This window comes from Streptococcus sp. HMSC078D09, assembly GCF_001813675.1.
In the GTDB taxonomy this organism is placed as follows: domain Bacteria; phylum Bacillota; class Bacilli; order Lactobacillales; family Streptococcaceae; genus Streptococcus.
In genome coordinates, this window is record NZ_KV813675.1 from 72,225 (window position 1) to 90,283 (window position 18,059).

An 18,059-nucleotide genomic window follows, 5' to 3' on the forward strand; every position below is an offset into this window, starting at 1 on the left:
GGCTAGGACTTTTGTCCCAGCCTCTTTTAGAATGTAAACAAACTGTTTTTTACATAAAACAAGCTAAGTGATGCAGAATAATTAAAACTGATACATCCCAATAGTCTCATTCAAACATACACTGAAACTTTCCGCAGTGAGAAAAGTGCTAGAAATAGGATTGTTTCTAGCACTCGGGAGTTTTGAAACTTTAGGTTCAAAACTAAGTCATGGAACTTCTTCGAAGTTCGCTGACGTCCGTACTCACCTAAGGAAAGTTTCTAAGATGACTTTGTCTTCAATCTGAAAACGAAAACCTTGTCTTAGTTCTTTTATTTTCTCAATTCTTGTAAGAGTGTTTGTGCCTTCTCTAAGTTAAAGGGTTTGTTTTCAAGGAGTTGGCTGACCAATCGGGGAACTTCCTCTTCCTTAGCACCTGCTAGAAGGGCTAGGGAGCGTGCTTGGAGTTTCATATGTCCTGCTTGGATTCCTGTGGTGACAAGGGCTTTGAGGGCTGCGAAATTCTGCGCCAAACCGAGCGAAGCGATGATACCTGCTAATTCAATAGCAGAAGGTTCTCCTAGCAAACGGTGGCTGACTTGAACCGTTGGGTTGAGGCCGATAGAGCCCCCTTTTGTCGCAACTGGCATTGGCAGGGTGATCTCCCCATAGAGTTTTTTCTCTTCTGGCTGACTTGTCCAGTGGCTCAAGCCCTTGTATGAACCACTTTGTGCAGCATAGGCATGGGCTCCTGCTTCGATGGCCCGCCAGTCATTGCCTGTCGCAAGGACCAGGGCATCGATCCCGTTAAAAATTCCCTTGTTATGTGTGGCTGCACGGTAAGGATCCGCTTGAGCCAGTTGGCTAGCTAGCTCCATCCGGTGGGCAATCTCAATGGCTTCCTCAGGATTTCGACTCAGTGCTTTAAAATCGATCGCACACCGTGCACTCACCAAAGAGCGAGTGGCCAAGTTGGATAAAATTGCCATCAAGGCCTGACCACCAGAGAGTTCCTGGATGCGATCAGTCAGAGCTTCTAACATGGTATTGAGCATATTGGCTCCCATGGCTTCTTTAGGATCGACAGCCAAGTAGACAATAAGAAAGTCTCCCTTGTTTTCGACCCAAAGATCTCTCGCTCCACCTCCACGCTTAACGATAGAAGGATAGGCTTCATTAGCCAGCTGAAGAAGGCTTTCCCTGTCATCTAGGATGCGTTTGCTCGCAATTTCCCAATCCTTAACATCCGTCAGAGCAATCTCACCGATCATTTGGCGCTGGTGCACCTGGGTGGTGAAACCGCCCGAACGTTGGATGAGCTTGGCTGCAAAGCTGGCAGCCGCGACCACGGATGGTTCTTCTGTGACCATGGGAAGGACATAGTCACGACCATTGATCAGGAAATAAGGAGCGAGGCTAAAAGGCAAGTCAAAAGTCGACAAGACATTTTCCGTCAGTTGATCTGCAATAGAAAGGGGGAGTCCCTTTTGTTCTTTTAAGATCTGTGCTTCATCCCAAGTTAAGAGGCCTTCCTTCAGTAAGGCCTCTATGCGTTCTGTGGGAGAAAGTTTTGCAAAACCTGGTAATCGTGCCATTATTTTTCTACTTTCTGGTAAGTGCGTTGGTGTTCCTTGATCTCTGTCAAAGCAAAAGTTTGATGAGTAGCAGGCTCAAACACTTGATTGCCACTAGGATCTAGATCTACTTCCTCATAAAAGAGTCGTTCGTAGTCAGCAACACTAAGAACCGTCCGTTGGTCCAGTTTTTCCATGCGTTTGTGATCTAAGAGTTGCTCAAAACCAGGAACGAGATTGGCACTAAAGATCTCAGAAACCGCTCCACTTCCATAGCTAAAGAGGGCGATTCGGTCTCCAGCTTTGAGTTGGGGGTCATTTTCCAGTAGTGACAGCAAGCCTAGGAAAAGAGATCCAGTGTAGATATTTCCCACGCGTTGGCTGTATAGAATCGATTGATCAAAGTTGTATTGTAATTGATCTTTTTTCTCTTCTGACACTGACTTATCCAGGATTTTTTTCAAGCCCTTGAGAGCTAATTTCGGATAAGGCAAGTGGAAGCAGACGGCCGCAAAGTCTGTCAAGGCAAGGCCAGTCCGTTTCTGGTATTCCGCCCAGGTTGTTTTTAGAGAATCTAGATATTGTTGCGTTGAATAAATCCCATTCACGAAGGGAGTTGTCGCGTAATTTGGACGCCAAAAATCCATGACATCGCGTGTTTGGGCAACATTATCATCGTTAAAAGATAGAATACGAGGATTTTGGCTGATTAGCATGGCAACCGCTCCAGCCCCCTGTGTTGGTTCACCAGGAGTCCCAATTCCGTATTTAGCAATGTCACTGGCAATGACCAAAACCTTACTCTGTGGGAATTTTTCAACATGGAGTTTAGCATAATCCAAAGCAGCAGTTGCAGCATAGCAAGCTTCTTTCATCTCAAAAGAGCGAGCGAAAGGCTGGATGTCTAGTAAGCCATGGACAAACACAGCAGCGGCCTTACTCTGGTCGATTCCAGATTCTGTCGCAAGAATCACCATGTCGATCGCTTCTTTATCTTCGTCTGTTAAAATATCATCTGCTGCAGTAGCAGCCAATGTGACGATGTCTTCTGTGATCGGTGCAACACTTTGTTCTTTTAAGAGAAGACCCTTGCTCAGTTTTTCGGGATCAGTATCACGAGCAGCAGCCAAATCTTCTAAACGCAAGACATAAGGGCTCGTCGCAAAACCAATCTTATCAATCCCAATTGTCATTCTTAACCTCTTTTTTATTTGATATCTACTAGTATATTTCGTTACTATTTTACCATATTTAAGGGTAAAACTCCTTTGAAAAAGCTAGATCAGCAAGGAAATCATTCTCGGGACCGATTTTGCAATGTTTCAAAGAAAAATAGAGAATCTATAAGAAAAAGCCATCCTTAGATGGCTTTTCAACTCTTATCCTTGCTTATTTTTTTTAGGATTACTCATGATTCGTATGAAGAGTTCTTTGCATTTGTCTCTTAGAACTTTTTCGTAGAAGACGATTAAAGCGATGTACACAATCGTAAAGTTCAAGGTCAGATAGAACAAGTCAAATGAATTGCGGGCATAATCAGTTGCTAATAGATAGGAGGAGAGGGTTCCTAGGATCATCCAAGGAAGATACTTGATATACTTGCTTATCATCATACAGCACCTCGCATACTTTAAAGGATTTGTTTTTTCACTTTAATTGTAGTCCTTTTAAGTAAAAATGCAAGCGATTACACTTAGAGAAATTGAAAAACGAATATTATTTTGCATTAGTTTGAATGGAGAAAAACTATTTTAAGATAAGTGAAGCGATTACTTTAGTAACAAAAAAATTTTTTGAGCTAATCATTGTCAATTATGTACTTTATTTAAGCAAACTAATGACAAAATCATCGATTAATCAATTCCTCAATTTCCTTTACCCCTTCAAACTCTCCAACACTTTCGAAAAGTTCTATAGCTCGTTTGAAATGTCTATTGGATAATTCCGTATCTTCCAAGGCTAAATAGATTTCACCTAACCCTCTATAGCTACAAGCTTGAGAAATCACATCATCAGTCTCTAAAGATTGTTCCAGTGACAGATTCATGAATGTAAGAGCTTCATTAAGATTGTTTAATTTCAATCTCAAATAGCCTTGTTCGTAGTTATTCACAGCTTTCTTTAGATTATCATTGGGGAAATGCTCTTCAATTATCTCCTCTTCATTTTCAATGAGTTTTAAAGCCTTATGAAAATTCCCCTGCTCTCTGTAGATCATTGCTAATTGATGTAATCCAATGTGTTCATGTTCTTTATCTTCATTTTGTTGAGCTAATAAAATGTATTTCTCAAAGATATGGGTACACGAGGCATAGTCTTTTTCTGCCAATAATAAATACCCCATCAGATTTAAAAGGCTAAAATCTGTACAGGTATCAATGGAAAAATCTTGTTCAACCAACTTTTTAGCTTCTGATGTTTTTCCCTCCAGAAACAAGTCCCAAGCCACATCAATTTTAGAAACCATCTATTTTCCCCCTTACCTATAAACAACCTTCATAAAATAAAATCACTCAATAAGAATATGCTAAATCCTATCTTTATAAATTTAATCCACTATGCTAAAGTATAGCAAAAAGCCCAAATAACTACTATTTGGGCAAAATGTTACTTAGTTTCTTTTTAAACGAGCAATGAGTAACTTAATAAGATAAGCTAGAACTACAAGTGCTACTACGCGTGATAATAGATAGAAAATAGAATAAACAAAATAGATTTGCATATCTGACACCTCCCAAATAAAAGAGATTAACCATCTTGTCCTCAATATTATTGTACTCCCGTTTGAAAGCGGTGTCAAATGTTGTGATAAATAGTATAGACATCTGGAATAAATTTAAAGCCTATAAAAATCAAAATAAATCAATCTGTTTCATTTTGAAATCCTTTAACGATTGTAAAATATATCCTATTTTAGAAGAGGTACGTATGAAGTTATCAATTTAGATAATGTCAAAGCAAGAGAGAAATATAATGAGTAAACATAAATACAATATTTTTTACATTTTTTAATATACTTTTATTAGTATAATTGATAAAATCTTAATTAACAAAAATTATGGCTTATCTAATATTCCAATTACCTTACAACACAGGTTCATTGAATAGGATTAGATAATCGAAGCAATGTTGAAACGAATGGAGGGGGTTAATATTAAGAATTTAATAAGTGATCAAATGTCTAATAGACAAATCATCAAAGACTTTATTAGTAGTTTTATTAGTTCTTTAAGTGGAAAAGCTTTTAATTTTGCTTTAGGATTAATGTTACTGGACCAAACAAAATCGGCAATGAGTTTTGGAATCAATATGATCATCTATCCTTTAGTTAGTTTGATTTTCTTGGTTCCAATCGGTAATTTAGTAGACCGATACCGTCATAAAAAGATATTAATTTATAATTTTATTTTTAGACTTATAATCTTTCTTCTGTTTTATGCATTTTATTTTTTAACGAATTCATCTACTATCTTATATTTAGTAATTCCGTTTGTCATACTTCACTCTGTCACAGTTAACATCAATGATACTTGTTATTCAGCCTCTATCCACGAGTTAGTAAATGATACAAAAATTCAACGATTAAGCTCTGTTACACAAACCGCCATTGCTATCGCAACCATGCTTTCCCCAGCTATTGGAGTCATTCTTTATAATTGGTTAGGCTTCTCAGGCTTTATTCTTATAGAAATCATTGCAAATATCCTTTCTTTAGGTGTCTTACTTACCATGAAATTCTTCTATGAACATGAAGAGCAAGAAGCTAAAATTAAACAGAATGAAAAGCATCAACATGGGGTCAAAGAAATTATCCAATTCTTAAAAGAAAATCAGATTGTCAAATATATTATTCTTGTTAGTGTTGTACTGAATTTTTTCTATACTTCCATTAGTATTGGAGTACCATTTGTAGTCAAAGAGCAACTCTTATTAGATAATGCAACAGTAGGTATCCTAGAAACTATGTCTGCAGTTGGAATGTTATTAGCCAGTGTGTCTATGTCGATACTGCCAGACAAAAAAGAAACCAACACACTTCTCACTAATAGAATCCGCATCCCGCTTTTTCTTCTAACTATCGCTATCATTGGTTTGGGTATTACATTTGCAATTACTAACACCCAAGTGATTATTTCTTCCGTTGGCGGTTTATTTATGGGAATTATCGCATTCACTCTTGTTATTCTAAATATTGTCGTCATGACCTATCTTCAAAGTAGTATTGAAACAAATTATTTAGGAAGAGTAATGAGTACTTTGTTCACACTAAATACGTCTATCATGCCGATCGGTACCATTGTATTTACTTATCTATTTCAAAAAGAAATAAACGGAGGTCTAATATTCGTATTTGGAGGAGTTTCTCTCCTGATCTATACGATGATAATGTTACCTCGAATCTATAGAATACTCAAAAAAGAACACATTTATTGATATTGAAACAAAAGCAGTATTAAAACGTAAAACGAAAAAGACAAGGATAAAACACCTTGTCTTTTTTTAAATTCTATTACTATTACTGCCTAAAAACATCAGGTAAATTACTATTAATTACCCTGAGGCCATCGTTTATATATTGACCCAAAACGTCAAATCCGTTATAAATTCCGTTATAAATAAAGAGTCCTAAAATTATAGATGAAATAATAATACTTGCACAAATAAAATATGTACGATTTTTTTCATTCATAAGGTCAATCCTCCTTTTTATTTGTATTCGCTTACATTTTATCGTATACTACTAATGTAGTAAAGGAAGAAGGTGTTCTTATGCTAAAAAAATATTTTTCAAAATATAAATGGACTGATTTATTTTGGATTCTATTTGTGATTTTGACATGCATCTATATAGGAAACCGTGATTTGCTTCCTCTTAATCATCAAGAATTTTCTCTTCGTGGTAGTTTCTGGGGATTTGTACTTGCATTATATCACTTACTATTCATTGATAAATTTGTTATCTCTAATCGGAAGTGAAACGATACTAGGTAAAAACTCAATTTCAGGAGAAAATAAAGTAAATCTCCCCACAATAAAACGCATAGTATCAAGGTTTTTCAAAACCTAATATTATGCGTTTTTTGATCCTAAAGACTTTTCCCTATTCTTGTTTATTTTGATGTATAGTCCAGATAAATACAATTCAAATTAGATTACGTCTATCTATTTATTTTCTCTTTTATTTGCTTTAATTCCTTTATCTCTTTTAGAATACTAAAAATATAGAAACTAAATAGAACTACACATAAAAAAGATAAAACAAAGAAACCAAACGGAAGTTTTCTTCCCATACCAGCTACTATTCCAAGGGATAAAATACCGGTAGCCATTATGGAAATTATGACGATAAACCACAAGTAAATCATGTAAAACTTATAAAGATAGCAAAAGGACTTATTTTTTTGTTTAGGCTTATCCTTCCATTTTAAATAAAAGAAATAAGGTGTATTAATAATTAAAATAAATAAAAATCTCATCTCTAGCACAACTTTTTACTTTCTATTTTGGATTTCCCACAAGATCTCCCAACTTCCAAATACCAAGCCAAAAAGAAATTGTTAGCATGATAAAGAATGCAAGGAACATATTATCGACTAGATTTTTACTCATCAAGCATAGTTCTCTAGCTATGTAAGGAGACACGGGGAACAAAATGCACTGTATTATAGTAATTATTTTTTTCATGATTCATTAATAATACTGTCACATATGATACAGTATACTCCTTTCTAGGAAGATTTCTTTTTATCCCTATATTTATTATAGGCCTACAGCAATTTAGATTCAATTTTTAATATGTGAAAGTAGTTTCAGAATAATTTACAAAAAAAAATAAAGTACACTTTTTAAAGAATGTACTTTATGCATCTAATTCAGTTAAATCAATGGTTTAGCTTTAGTTTAGTCAATTGTACATAAACTTTTAGTTTTCTTCAAAAAATAAAAATGAGTTCCAATTGTTAAAATGAATCAAGAAAATACAAAAACTTTCCGCCGTGAGAAAAGTGCTAGAAACACTATTGTTTCTAGCACTCGGGAGTTTTGGACCTAAGGAAAGTTTTTAAGAAGACTTTGTCACCAACATGACAAATGCTAGTTGGCATTGGTCATTTTTCTTTTTTGATGGCGTTGGTAAGAATGGTAGAGTTTCAAGACAACGGAGCCGCTAGCCATCCCGATGGAGATCACCAAGGCCAGAATAACCACCAGGGTCACGCTGGTCACTGCTTGGCGATATTGGCCACTGACAAAGAAGGAAGTAGTCCGATAGGAAATATATCCAGGAACCAAGGGTGCGAGAATGGACAACATAAAGACCACAACAGGCGTCTTGAGAATGATACTTAAAATCTGACTGATACAGGAGCCGACAATGGCTGCAATAAAGGTTGCAACGATGACATTGGTAGGCCCTTTCAGGATATAGTAAAGTAGCCAGATGCCCATACCGAGGATTCCTCCAGGAATCAACATGGAGCGTTGCACATTTAGGACGATTAAAAAGGTGATGATGGCAATCAAACTGGCCACCGCTTGGATTAAAAATTCAGTTAGGTTCATGATTTTATTTCATAAGGACGAGGGCAACGGTTGTACCGGCACCAAGTGCAAGAGTAATGAGGAGAGTCTCAAAGAGTTTGCTCATCCCAGAGTTGAGGTGGTAATTCATCAGATCTCGGACGGCATTGGTCATGGCGATTCCAGGAACGAAGGGCATGACACAGCCTGCGATAATGAGATCGGTATTGGAAGGAAAACCACTATAGCGCGTCCAGATATGGGCCAAAAAACCAAAGACAAAGGCGGCTGCAAAGGCAGTGGCAAAAGGAATGCGAACGTATTTCTCAACGACAAGAGAAAAAGCAAAGGCAAAGACAGTCGCAATACCTGCTCCAATCGCATCATAGAAATTTCCTCCAAACATGATGGAGAAGAAAGGAGCACTGAGGGTTGCCGCAATGGTCAACTGGAGATTGGTATAAGGAACGCGCTTCATTTTCAACTCGCTCAGGGCTTGGTAGGCTTGCTCGAGATCGATCTCTCCAGAGACGAGTTGACGAGAGATCTGATTGACATCACAGACCTTTTCAATATTATAATTAGTCCGCAAGATCCGTTTCATGCGCGTGACATTGGCATTCTCGATTGAAAAGAAAATAGCGACTGGCATCGCTAAAACATTGCAATCGACGATTCCTTGTGAATGGGCGATCCGGATCATGGTATCTTCGACCCGGTGAATCTCAGAACCGCTCTCGATCAGGAGGGTTCCAGCTAACATCAGGACGTCGATCACTTGGTTGATCTGTTTTGACTCTTCCATAATTTCCTTCTTACTAAATAATCTGTTTCTATTATAGCAAAAAAGGACGAGAGACAGAACTAAAATTTGACAATTCTAGTTTGTTTCTTATCCTTTCTGAATTCGTTTAGAATAGCTATTGTTTAGGCTTATCATTCTTTAACTCGGGTGGTGGTGCTGCACGGTGCTATCCTGGACGAGAAGGGTTGCTAAAAAGATCAGTGCAATCAGGATAAAGAGCCAAATAATAGCGAAAATAAATGTTAAAAACATAGGATCACCCCTTCTATATTATTTACAGCTCTACTATAACACTTGGAGAAAACGCTGTCAAACTCTATATAGTAGGCTCTTAAACTCTTTCAAAATTCAGAATACTCTTGCGATGGGGATGAAAAAACCAGCCGTTTCCGACTGGTTTTTAAGACCTATTTGAATCTTAGTTCAAGGCATCATCCATTGAAAGAACTTCGTGGAAGACACGTTGTGTCAATTCAGTTTTTTGTTCTGGAGTGAGGTATTTAGTGTTTACACAGTATCCAGAGATACGAACGATAACGTCTTCACCTGACATGATCTTTTCGTAAACATCGTTCAAGTCCATAACGTTCAAGTTACAGTGTTGTCCACCGTTTTCGAAGTATCCATCAAGGATGGTTACCAAGTTATCCACTTGTTCATCACGAGTCTTACCCAGAGCACGTGGAGATACTTGAGTTGTCAATGAGATACCATCAGCTGCGTAACCAAAGTCAAGGCTAGCAAGTGAGTTCAAGTTTTGCAACCATCCACCTTTAGCTTTGTTAGATGGGTTAGCCCCTGGTGAGAAGAATTCCAATTTAGACAAGTTCACAGAACCATCTTCGTTGAGGTATACCCCTTTGTGGACTGGTGAGTTACCAGTTTGTTTAGAGTAAGCAACGTTAGAAGTGATGGTAAGAAGTGAAACAGTTGCTTCAGCGTTCTTGTAAAGTTTGTGGCTGCGAAGACGAGTAGTGTAAGCTTCGATCAACCATTCTGCCAATTCGTTAGAACGTGGGTCATCTTCACCCCAACGTGGGTATTCACCGATTGTTTCGTAATCGTAGATGTAGCCATCTTCGTCACGGATTGGTTTAACAGTAGCGTATTTGATTGCTGACAAAGTATCAACAGTGTTAGCGAATCCACAGATACCGAATCCCATGTTAGCGCGTTGGTGAGTTGGCAAGAAGGCCATTTGAACAGCTTCGTAGTTGTACTTATCAGTCATGTAGTGGATGATGTTCAAAGCATCTACGTAAGTGTCTGTCAACCAGTCAAGAGATTTTTCGAAGTTTGCTTTAACAGATTCGAATTCAAGAACTTCGTCACGGATTGGATCGATGTCAAATACTTTATAGTCTTTATGAACATCGTCGTAACCACCGTTCAAACCAGTAAGAAGAGCTTTAAGAACGTTAACACGAGCACCGAAGTATTGGATGTTGTGGCGTTGTTCTTCGTTTTCTGGGTCAAGTGGAGATACACAACATGAGATACAGCTCATTTCACCGTATCCGTCTTTCGCCATTGTTGTTACACCTTCGTATTGGATAGAAGAGTGTTTATGGCTCATGTGCATACAGTAGCGACGGAAGTTGTATGGCAATTTGTCAGTCCAAAGAACTGTCAAGTTTGGTTCTGGAGAGTTACCGATGTTGTCCAAAGTGTTCAAGAAACGGTAGTCCATCTTAGTAACACGGTGACGACCGTCGTTACCCATACCAGCCATTGATGTTGTGATGAAGGTTGGGTCACCTGAGTACAATTCGTCGTAAGCTTTTGTACGAGCAAATTTAACAGTACGCAATTTCATAACGAAATCATCAACGAATTCTTGGATTTCTGATTCAGTGTAAGTACCACGAGCCAAGTCACGTTCAGCGTAGATATCCAAAACGATTGGCACACGTCCAAGAGAAGTAGCAGCACCGTTGATCACACGGCAGACAGCCATGAAGGCGATGTTTGTCCATTGGATCGCTTCTTTTGTATCGAAGGCAGGACGACGTACGTCTACACCATAAAGGTCACCCAATTTAACAACTTCTTGAAGTGCTTGGTATTGAAGGTTTACTTCTTCACGAAGACGGATTGATTCTTCATCGATTTCAGTAATAGAGTTCCAGTCGTTTGCTTTTTCAGCCATCAAGTAGTCAGCACCGTAAAGAGCCAAACGAGCATAAACCCCGATGATACGTCCACGAGAGTAAGCGTCTGGAAGACCAGTTACAGTGTGAGCGTGACGAGCGCGACGGATGTTAGAAGTGTAAGCACGGAAGATACCATCGTTTACAGTTGTAACGTATTTTGTGAAGATTTCATGAACTGCTGGATCTGGTTCGTATCCATTTTCTTTCAAAGTAGTTTCCGCCATACGGATACCACCACGAGGCATGAAGTTCAATTTGAACAACTCATCATTTTGGATACCGAAGATGACTTCGTTTTCTTTGTCGATATATCCAGCTGCGATATCAGCGATAGATGTTGGACGGTTATCGTATGGGAAACGAGTTTCTTCGTAATGAGCTTTTGTTTCTTCAACAATCTTCTTGATGTGAAGAGAACGTTCAGTTGGACCAGCTAGGAAGCTTTCATCTCCATCATAAGGTGTGTAGTTAGCTTGAACGAAGCGAGAAACGCTTGCTTTTTCTTTCCAATCTTCACCTTTGAAGCCTTCCCAGGCTTTGTCAAAAATATCTTGTGCTTCAACGACTGTTTTAACAACCATTTTTATTTTCCTCTATTGTCTTTCTAGCAACTATATCTGTTGCACTTACAATAGTAGTATACCATACAGAAACCGGTTACACAAAGACAAATTGCGAAAAATAGCAGATTCTTTTATAATACAGTTTCAACTCTTCTGTGATACTGTACTACATTTTTGAAAATGAACACGAATTTCCATCAATTTTCATGTTTTTAGGAAGGGCCGATTTTTGCAATTCTAAAATTTTCTTCTTATAATAGAAAAAAAGGAGGGTAAAAATGCTGATATTTCCATTGGTGAATGATACGAGTCGCAAGATTATTCATATTGATATGGATGCATTTTTTGCTGCCGTCGAAGAAAGAGACAACCCTAGTTTAAAGGGGAAGCCTGTCGTAATTGGCCAGGACCCTCGTCAATCGGGAGGGAGAGGTGTGGTCTCGACCTGTAACTATGAAGCACGGAAATATGGCATTCATTCGGCCATGAGTTCCAAAGAAGCGCTGGACCTTTGTCCTCAAGCGATTTTTATCTCTGGAAATTATGAAAAATACCGAGAAGTGGGCGAGCAGGTTCGTGAGATTTTCAAGCGCTATACAGATCTGATCGAGCCTATGAGTATTGATGAAGCCTATCTAGATGTGACGGAAAATAAAATCCAGAGCAAATCAGCTGTCAAAATCGCTCGCTTGATTCAGCATGCGATCTGGGAAGAGCTGCATCTCACAGCTTCAGCGGGTGTCTCTTATAATAAGTTTTTGGCCAAGATGGCAAGTGACTACCAAAAACCCCGTGGCCTAACGGTGGTCTTGCCGGAGGATGCTGAGGATTTCCTGAGCCAGATGGACATTGCCAAATTTCACGGGGTAGGAAAGAAGACAGTGGAGCGGCTGCATGAGATGGGGGTCTATACTGGCGCGGATCTTTTAGCCATTCCGGAGATGACCTTGATCGATCGATTTGGGCGCTTTGGCTATGATCTCTTTCGTAAGGCGCGAGGGATTCACAATAGCCCTGTCAAGAGCCATCGTATCCGCAAGTCGATCGGGAAAGAGCGGACCTACCGCAAGCTCCTTTATGCTGAGGATGATATTTTAGAAGAAATTGCCAATCTGTCCAGTAAGGTGGCCCAATCGCTGGAAAAACACGGCAAGCAAGGAAAGACCTTGGTCTTAAAAGTGCGCTATGGAGACTTCACCACCCTGACCAAGCGGATCACACTAACAGAGCCAACACGAGAGGCTGAGCGGATCAATCGTTCCGCTCGCCAAATTTTTCAAGAAATCGAATCGACAAATACTGGAATCCGCCTCTTGGGTGTCACCATGACCAATTTCGTCGATCATACTGAGTTGCCTTTGGTAGAAGAAAAAGAAAACGACTAGTTTGTTCACTAGTCGTATTTTTTGATGTCAAAAAAGGCTGCAATTTCTTCTTCTGTCAGTCCGATCATAGGAGAGATGGTGTGGAGATTGTCTTCAGTCAGTCGATAGACAGTCGGTTCATCAGGATCAGCCTTCCTTTCAACAGTCCCTTTCGTGCTTCGTGCGGATTCGACTGTAGCAGAAGCGGTGGCAACGGATGAAGAAGAGTCTTTGGTCGCCTCGCCTCCGTCCAGGTCCTTGAAGCGCTCCACCAAGTAGGTCTTGCGCGCAGTACCGGTATTTTTAGTAGCGTAATCAAAGGCGCTGTATTCTCCTAAGAGGATCAGTTTGCTCTTAGAGCGCGTGATGGCAGTATAGATCAAATTGCGCTGCAACATCCGGTGGCTTTGATTGGTAATGGGTAAAATCACTACCGGAAATTCGCTTCCTTGCGATTTGTGAATACTCATCGCATAGGCTAAGCGAACCTTGTACCATTCATTGCGCGGGTAGACGATTTCATTGCCATCAAATTGGATGGTCAATTCATCTTGCTTGGATTCTGTATATTTTCCTGGGAGAAGATCGGTGATGTAGCCGATATCTCCATTAAAGACATTGCTTTCTGCATCATTGACCAGATGGATGATCTTGTCTCCATCGCGGTATTGGCAGTCTGGCGTGTCAAAGACCACCTGATCTTTGACAGCTGGATTGAGAAGGTCTTGCATGAGCGTATTGATATTGTCAATGCCGGCCTGGCCCTTGTACATGGGTGCCAAGACTTGGATATCTCGAGCAGGGATTTGACTACGAAGGGCAGCAGAAGTGATTTGTTCGATCATCTTAGGGATGTGTTCGCTTCCGGCTTCGAAATAAGAGCGGTCGGCTTTTCGTTCTGTGAAATCTTGAGGAAGCTTGCCCTGGCGAATATCTCCTGCTAGTGAGACAATGGTCGAGTCCTCACTCTGTCGGAAAATATGTTCCAGTTTGGTCTGAGGGATGCTCGGAATCTGCAAGAGATCAGCCAAGACCTGACCAGGGCTGACGGAAGGTAATTGGTCGGCATCTCCCACAATCAAGAGTTTCGTATCTGTTGCAATATTGCTGAGTAATTGATTAGCTAGCCAGGTATCGACCATAGAAAACTCGTCCACAATGATAAAGTCTGCGTCCAGATAGTCCTCTAAGTGGCTGGTGTCATCATCTCCTGTCATCCCCAAATGGCGGTGGATGGTGGCGCTCGGAAGTCCTGTCAGCTCATTCATGCGCCTGGCTGCCCGTCCCGTTGGGGCAGCCAAGAGGATCGGCAGGTCTTTTTTCTTCCGAAGATCCAGCTGGTGGAGTTGGGCATAGACACTGATCATCCCATTGATAACGGTGGTCTTTCCTGTCCCCGGTCCCCCGGTGAGGATAAAGACCTTGTTTTGGATAGCTTGGTGAATCGCCTCTTTTTGAATCGCATCGTAGCGAATCCCCAAATCTTTTTCAACCGCCTCAATCGCCTGGTTGATTTTCTCAGGGTCAAATGAAGCTTGCTTTCCTTTTTCTAGGAGGCGACCGATATGAGTGCGAATCCCTTCCTCCGCAAAGAAGAGGCTGTTGTCAAAGATCTTGGTGTCCACGTTTTGGACCTTGTCTTCCTCGATGAGGCGTCCTAATTCTTGGGCGACAGTGGAAGGGTCCAATTCTACTGGACGAGCTGATTCTAGAAGGTCAATGGTATAGCGCAGGAGGTCCTTGGCTTCGATATAGGTATTTCCAGTCTCGATAGAGTAGTTAAAAAGGCTGTGGATCAGACCCGCGCGGAAACGCTCTGGGGCGTCACTTGCAATGCCCAATTCTTCGGCTAGTTGATCCGCAATTTTAAAGCCCATACCTTGGATATCTTCCACCAATCGGTAGGGCTGTTGCTCCACGATCTGGAGGGTTTCTTCTTTATAAAAGTCTTGGATCTGAAAGGCCAATTTATTGGGAATACCATAATTGGCTAGTTGGGCGAGAATGCGCTCCGTTCCGTAATTCTGACGGAGTTTTTCCACAAAAGCCAGGCGGTTTTTCTTGGAGAGACCTGTGATTTCTTCTAATTTTTCAGGAGCCTCCAAAATTTTGTCAATGGTATCGTCCCCATAGAGGTCCACGATTTTTTGGGCTGTTTTGAGACCAATTCCTTTAAAGTGGTCGCTGGAAAAATATTTCACCAAGCCCTTGCTAGAGGGTTTGGCACGTTCATAGCGACTGATTTTGAGCTGCTCTCCGTATTTAGGATGATGGACCAGCTCCCCCCAGAAGGTGTAGTCTTCGCCTTCCATGATATCTGCCATGGTGCCCGTCACAATGATCTCAAAATCATCAAAGTCTTCGGCATCGGTATCGCTAATGTCGAGCAAGAGGATTCGAAAAAAACTGCTAGGATTTTCAAAAATAATGCGCTCAATAGTACCAGAAAAATAATATTCCATCATTTCTTTCCTTTTTATAAAGCGAGGCTGGGACATACTTGTCTCAGCCTCAGTCTGTTAATCTATACTAATAAGTTTTGAAAGGGTAGATCGGCCATAGTCTAAAGACGGCTTGCCCTTTGATTTGTTCTTTCTTGAAAGCTCCGACCTGACGGCTATCTTTTGAAACGATCCGGTCATCTCCAAGTAGGAGGTATTCATCGTCGAGCAACTTCAAGGTAAATTTAGGATTGCCATCCTTGTCTACTGTAAAAGCTTGGGCTGTATTAGCCAATTGGCGGAAGAGTTCTCCATTTTCTTCGAAGCCTTTTCCAGTGTAGGTCGATTGCAATTTATCTTTTTTGAATCGAGCAATGTAGTCTTTCAAATAGGGCTCGTTGGTCTTTTTCCCATTGATGTAGAGGGTATCGTTATCGTACTGGATAGTATCTCCAGGAAGACCGATGACCCGCTTGACAATGTCCTTGGTTTTGCCGTCGTCGTCTTTTTCACTAGCAACGACAATGTCGAAACGATCAATCGAGAGGTGGTTGACCACAAGGAGGTACTCGCTATCAGCCAAGGTTGGATCCATCGAATGGCCATCCACCTTGACCGGAGCCCAAAGGAAGATACGTGAGGCGATGATGAGACCAACGATGATGCTGAAGAGGCCCCATTCTTTAAGGAATCTCACCACTGGTGAGCTAGATGACTGTTTTGAACTTCTTTTTGACATAACTTATCTTTCTAGTAATTTCTTTGCTTTTTCTGTGTTTTTAAAATGGAGTTTGGCACAATAATCCAGAGCCTTCATCCCATAGGTCTGGAGCAATTTAGCAGCGACTTGGTCTGACTTCGCCCCTGCTCCACTAGGGAGATTAAATCCCAGTTCCTTGCCCAGATCTTCCAGATTTTGAAGGAAGAGATTGCGGGCGATGATGGAACTAACCGCAACAGCTAAATACTTACCTTCTGCTTTTTCTTCCAACTCAATGGCTTGAGTGACCTGATTTTTTTCAGCTTTCACGTATTTTTGGTAGTTTTTAGCCGTCGTAAAGGCATCGATCACAATTCGCTCTGCTTGGACTCCTTTACTTAATAGAAGATAGATGGCCTGATTGTGCAGGGCCACTTTGACCGAAACAGCATTATAGCCAGAAGCAATGACTTCATTGTACTTCTTTGGAGACAATAAGAGTGCTTGGTGCTGGATGTTTTCCTCAAGGAGAGGAGCCAATTGCTGAATTTTTCGATCATCCAAGGTCTTTGAATCCCCAACACCGAGCTTTTTGAGCCAGTCGTGCTGGTCAGGAGTGACAAAGGATGCAACGACGGTGAGTCCACCAAAATAAGAGCCGTTTCCGACCTCATCGGTTCCGATCATGGCTAGATCTTGTCGTGCAGATGAAGTAGTAGAACCTTTAGGGTTCCCAGCATCTTGCCCGAAAAAGGCTAGGTAAGGAGTAAGGTCATTGCCTTGAAGCAAGACTTTTCCAGACTTGTAGATCGAAACGGTCGCTCCCTCTAGTCGAAAGAAATAATCTATATGAGGGTTCTTGCTTTGAGAGAGAGAACTGCGATAGGTATGGACAAAATCAAGGATTTGCTCCTGTGTTGGAGTGAGTGTCATACTTTCCATAACCACTATTGTACCACAAATTCAGGGAGAGAGGGAGCAAAAAGAAAGAAAGAATCCACTGGAAAATCCCTGTGAAGAGGGGCTTTGCTACTGACAAAGCTAGCCTTTTTTGGTATAATACCGTGAGGTGATTTTTATGGCGAGCTTAAATAGATATAAATTTACATTTGGAAACAAAGCGCTCACTTTAACAACCAACCATGATAATTTGTTTATGGAAGAAGTCGAACGTGTTGCGAAAGAAAAATACCAAGCAATTAAGGAACAAATGCCAGAGGCAGATGATGAAACCATCGCGATCTTATTGGCAGTAAATAGTTTGTCCATGCAACTGAATCGCGAGATTGAGTTTGATGACAAAGAAAAAGAATTAGATGCTTTTCGTCGCAAGGCTTTAGACGACTTAAAGGATAAATCATCCAAATAAGAGGAGATACATGTTAACTTTCTTAATCTTATTGATTTTGGCATGGAGCTTTTATATTGGCTATGCAAGAGGGATTATCCTCCAGTCCTATTACTTTCTAGTGACCTTAGTGGCCCTCTTGATTGCAGGTGGCAGCTACAAGGGACTGGCCAAGGTGTTGTCTCTATGGGTTCCTTTTTCGAGTCCCACCCAGCAATCGGTGAATTATTTTTATGCCAACCGCTACCTATTTCAATTAGATGACATCTTTTATGCAGGTTTAGCTTATGTGTTGATTTTTGCGATGATCTACCTGACTGGTCGTGTGATCGGGATCTTTATGCACTTGGTACCCCAGCCAGAAAAACTGGAGGATCGCAAGTATCAAATTGGAGCGGGGGTGATCGCCGTCGTGATAACTCTTTTGGTCATTCAAATGGGCTTGACTGTCCTCTCAACGGTTCCCATGGCTTCCATCCAAAATAGACTCAATGCAAGTGGATTGATCCGCTTTATCATCCTTCATACCCCGATCAGTTCCAGTCTGTTCCACAACTTGTGGGTGACTGCGATTATCGGAGCTTAAGGAGCAAAAATGAAGAAAGGAGTGAGA

At 40.6% G+C, this 18,059-nt stretch carries 16 protein-coding genes; 5 read left to right on the forward strand and 11 right to left on the reverse strand.

Features of this window, described 5'->3' with window-relative positions:
• Positions 1–311: 311 nt before the first annotated feature.
• The 4 genes from HMPREF2926_RS05710 to HMPREF2926_RS05725 all read right to left on the reverse strand — a co-directional run bounded on the left by HMPREF2926_RS05710 (position 312) and on the right by HMPREF2926_RS05725 (position 4,020).
• Positions 312–1,574, reverse strand: coding sequence for a hydroxymethylglutaryl-CoA reductase, degradative (locus HMPREF2926_RS05710; RefSeq protein WP_070586835.1), 1,263 nt, complete (start codon positions 1,572–1,574; stop codon positions 312–314).
• On the reverse strand, positions 1,574–2,746 hold the full coding sequence (locus HMPREF2926_RS05715) for a hydroxymethylglutaryl-CoA synthase (RefSeq protein WP_070586837.1): 1,173 nt from the start codon (positions 2,744–2,746) through the stop codon (positions 1,574–1,576). The genes HMPREF2926_RS05710 and HMPREF2926_RS05715 overlap by 1 nt, the downstream gene beginning before the upstream one ends.
• 186 nt (positions 2,747–2,932) lie before the next feature.
• On the reverse strand, positions 2,933–3,163 hold the full coding sequence (locus HMPREF2926_RS05720; protein WP_037608420.1) for a hypothetical protein: 231 nt from the start codon (positions 3,161–3,163) through the stop codon (positions 2,933–2,935).
• A 236-nt stretch (positions 3,164–3,399) separates the two neighbouring features.
• The gene (locus tag HMPREF2926_RS05725) at positions 3,400–4,020 is read right to left on the reverse strand and encodes a tetratricopeptide repeat protein (protein ID WP_021153887.1); all 621 of its coding nucleotides are present in this window, start codon (positions 4,018–4,020) and stop codon (positions 3,400–3,402) included.
• A gap of 710 nt (positions 4,021–4,730) precedes the next feature.
• On the opposite strand from HMPREF2926_RS05725, the gene HMPREF2926_RS05730 reads away from it, so the two are divergent.
• A complete protein-coding gene (locus HMPREF2926_RS05730; RefSeq protein WP_256263019.1) occupies positions 4,731–5,987 on the forward strand; it encodes an MFS transporter in 1,257 nt (418 codons plus the stop codon).
• 82 nt (positions 5,988–6,069) lie between these two features.
• Here HMPREF2926_RS05730 and HMPREF2926_RS11190 read toward each other — a convergent pair whose 3' ends face one another.
• Positions 6,070–6,243, reverse strand: a complete 174-nt coding sequence (locus HMPREF2926_RS11190) for a hypothetical protein (protein WP_024053490.1) — start codon at positions 6,241–6,243, stop codon at positions 6,070–6,072.
• A gap of 80 nt (positions 6,244–6,323) precedes the next feature.
• On the opposite strand from HMPREF2926_RS11190, the gene HMPREF2926_RS11315 reads away from it, so the two are divergent.
• On the forward strand, positions 6,324–6,530 hold the full coding sequence (locus tag HMPREF2926_RS11315) for a hypothetical protein (protein WP_037608378.1): 207 nt from the start codon (positions 6,324–6,326) through the stop codon (positions 6,528–6,530).
• Positions 6,531–7,646: 1,116 nt separating this feature from the next.
• Here the strand turns inward: HMPREF2926_RS11315 and HMPREF2926_RS05750 are convergent.
• From HMPREF2926_RS05750 to pflB, 3 genes are all read right to left on the reverse strand, one after another.
• On the reverse strand, positions 7,647–8,114 hold the full coding sequence (locus HMPREF2926_RS05750; protein ID WP_003005049.1) for a threonine/serine exporter family protein: 468 nt from the start codon (positions 8,112–8,114) through the stop codon (positions 7,647–7,649).
• Positions 8,115–8,118: 4 nt separating this feature from the next.
• Positions 8,119–8,877, reverse strand: coding sequence for a threonine/serine exporter family protein (locus HMPREF2926_RS05755; RefSeq protein ID WP_023919150.1), 759 nt, complete (start codon positions 8,875–8,877; stop codon positions 8,119–8,121).
• A 418-nt stretch (positions 8,878–9,295) separates the two neighbouring features.
• The gene (gene pflB / locus HMPREF2926_RS05760) at positions 9,296–11,611 is read right to left on the reverse strand and encodes a formate C-acetyltransferase (RefSeq protein ID WP_003005386.1); all 2,316 of its coding nucleotides are present in this window, start codon (positions 11,609–11,611) and stop codon (positions 9,296–9,298) included.
• A 260-nt stretch (positions 11,612–11,871) separates the two neighbouring features.
• Between pflB and dinB the strand changes: the two genes are divergently transcribed.
• Positions 11,872–12,978 (forward strand): DNA polymerase IV, encoded by a 1,107-nt coding sequence (gene dinB / locus HMPREF2926_RS05765; RefSeq protein ID WP_070586842.1) that lies wholly within the window; start codon positions 11,872–11,874, stop codon positions 12,976–12,978.
• Positions 12,979–12,986: 8 nt separating this feature from the next.
• Here dinB and HMPREF2926_RS05770 read toward each other — a convergent pair whose 3' ends face one another.
• The 3 genes from HMPREF2926_RS05770 to rnhC all read right to left on the reverse strand — a co-directional run bounded on the left by HMPREF2926_RS05770 (position 12,987) and on the right by rnhC (position 17,040).
• The gene (locus HMPREF2926_RS05770; protein WP_070586844.1) at positions 12,987–15,419 is read right to left on the reverse strand and encodes an SF1B family DNA helicase RecD2; all 2,433 of its coding nucleotides are present in this window, start codon (positions 15,417–15,419) and stop codon (positions 12,987–12,989) included.
• 67 nt (positions 15,420–15,486) lie between these two features.
• Positions 15,487–16,137, reverse strand: a complete 651-nt coding sequence (lepB, locus tag HMPREF2926_RS05775; protein ID WP_049486526.1) for a signal peptidase I — start codon at positions 16,135–16,137, stop codon at positions 15,487–15,489.
• A gap of 3 nt (positions 16,138–16,140) precedes the next feature.
• Positions 16,141–17,040: a ribonuclease HIII gene (rnhC, locus tag HMPREF2926_RS05780; RefSeq protein WP_070586846.1), complete on the reverse strand. Its 900-nt coding sequence runs from the start codon at positions 17,038–17,040 to the stop codon at positions 16,141–16,143.
• Between the two features lie 136 nt (positions 17,041–17,176).
• On the opposite strand from rnhC, the gene HMPREF2926_RS05785 reads away from it, so the two are divergent.
• Together HMPREF2926_RS05785 and HMPREF2926_RS05790 are read left to right on the forward strand one after the other, a co-directional pair.
• The gene (locus HMPREF2926_RS05785) at positions 17,177–17,467 is read left to right on the forward strand and encodes a hypothetical protein (protein WP_070506075.1); all 291 of its coding nucleotides are present in this window, start codon (positions 17,177–17,179) and stop codon (positions 17,465–17,467) included.
• 10 nt (positions 17,468–17,477) lie between these two features.
• On the forward strand, positions 17,478–18,032 hold the full coding sequence (locus HMPREF2926_RS05790) for a CvpA family protein (protein WP_070586848.1): 555 nt from the start codon (positions 17,478–17,480) through the stop codon (positions 18,030–18,032).
• Positions 18,033–18,059 lie beyond the last annotated feature (27 nt).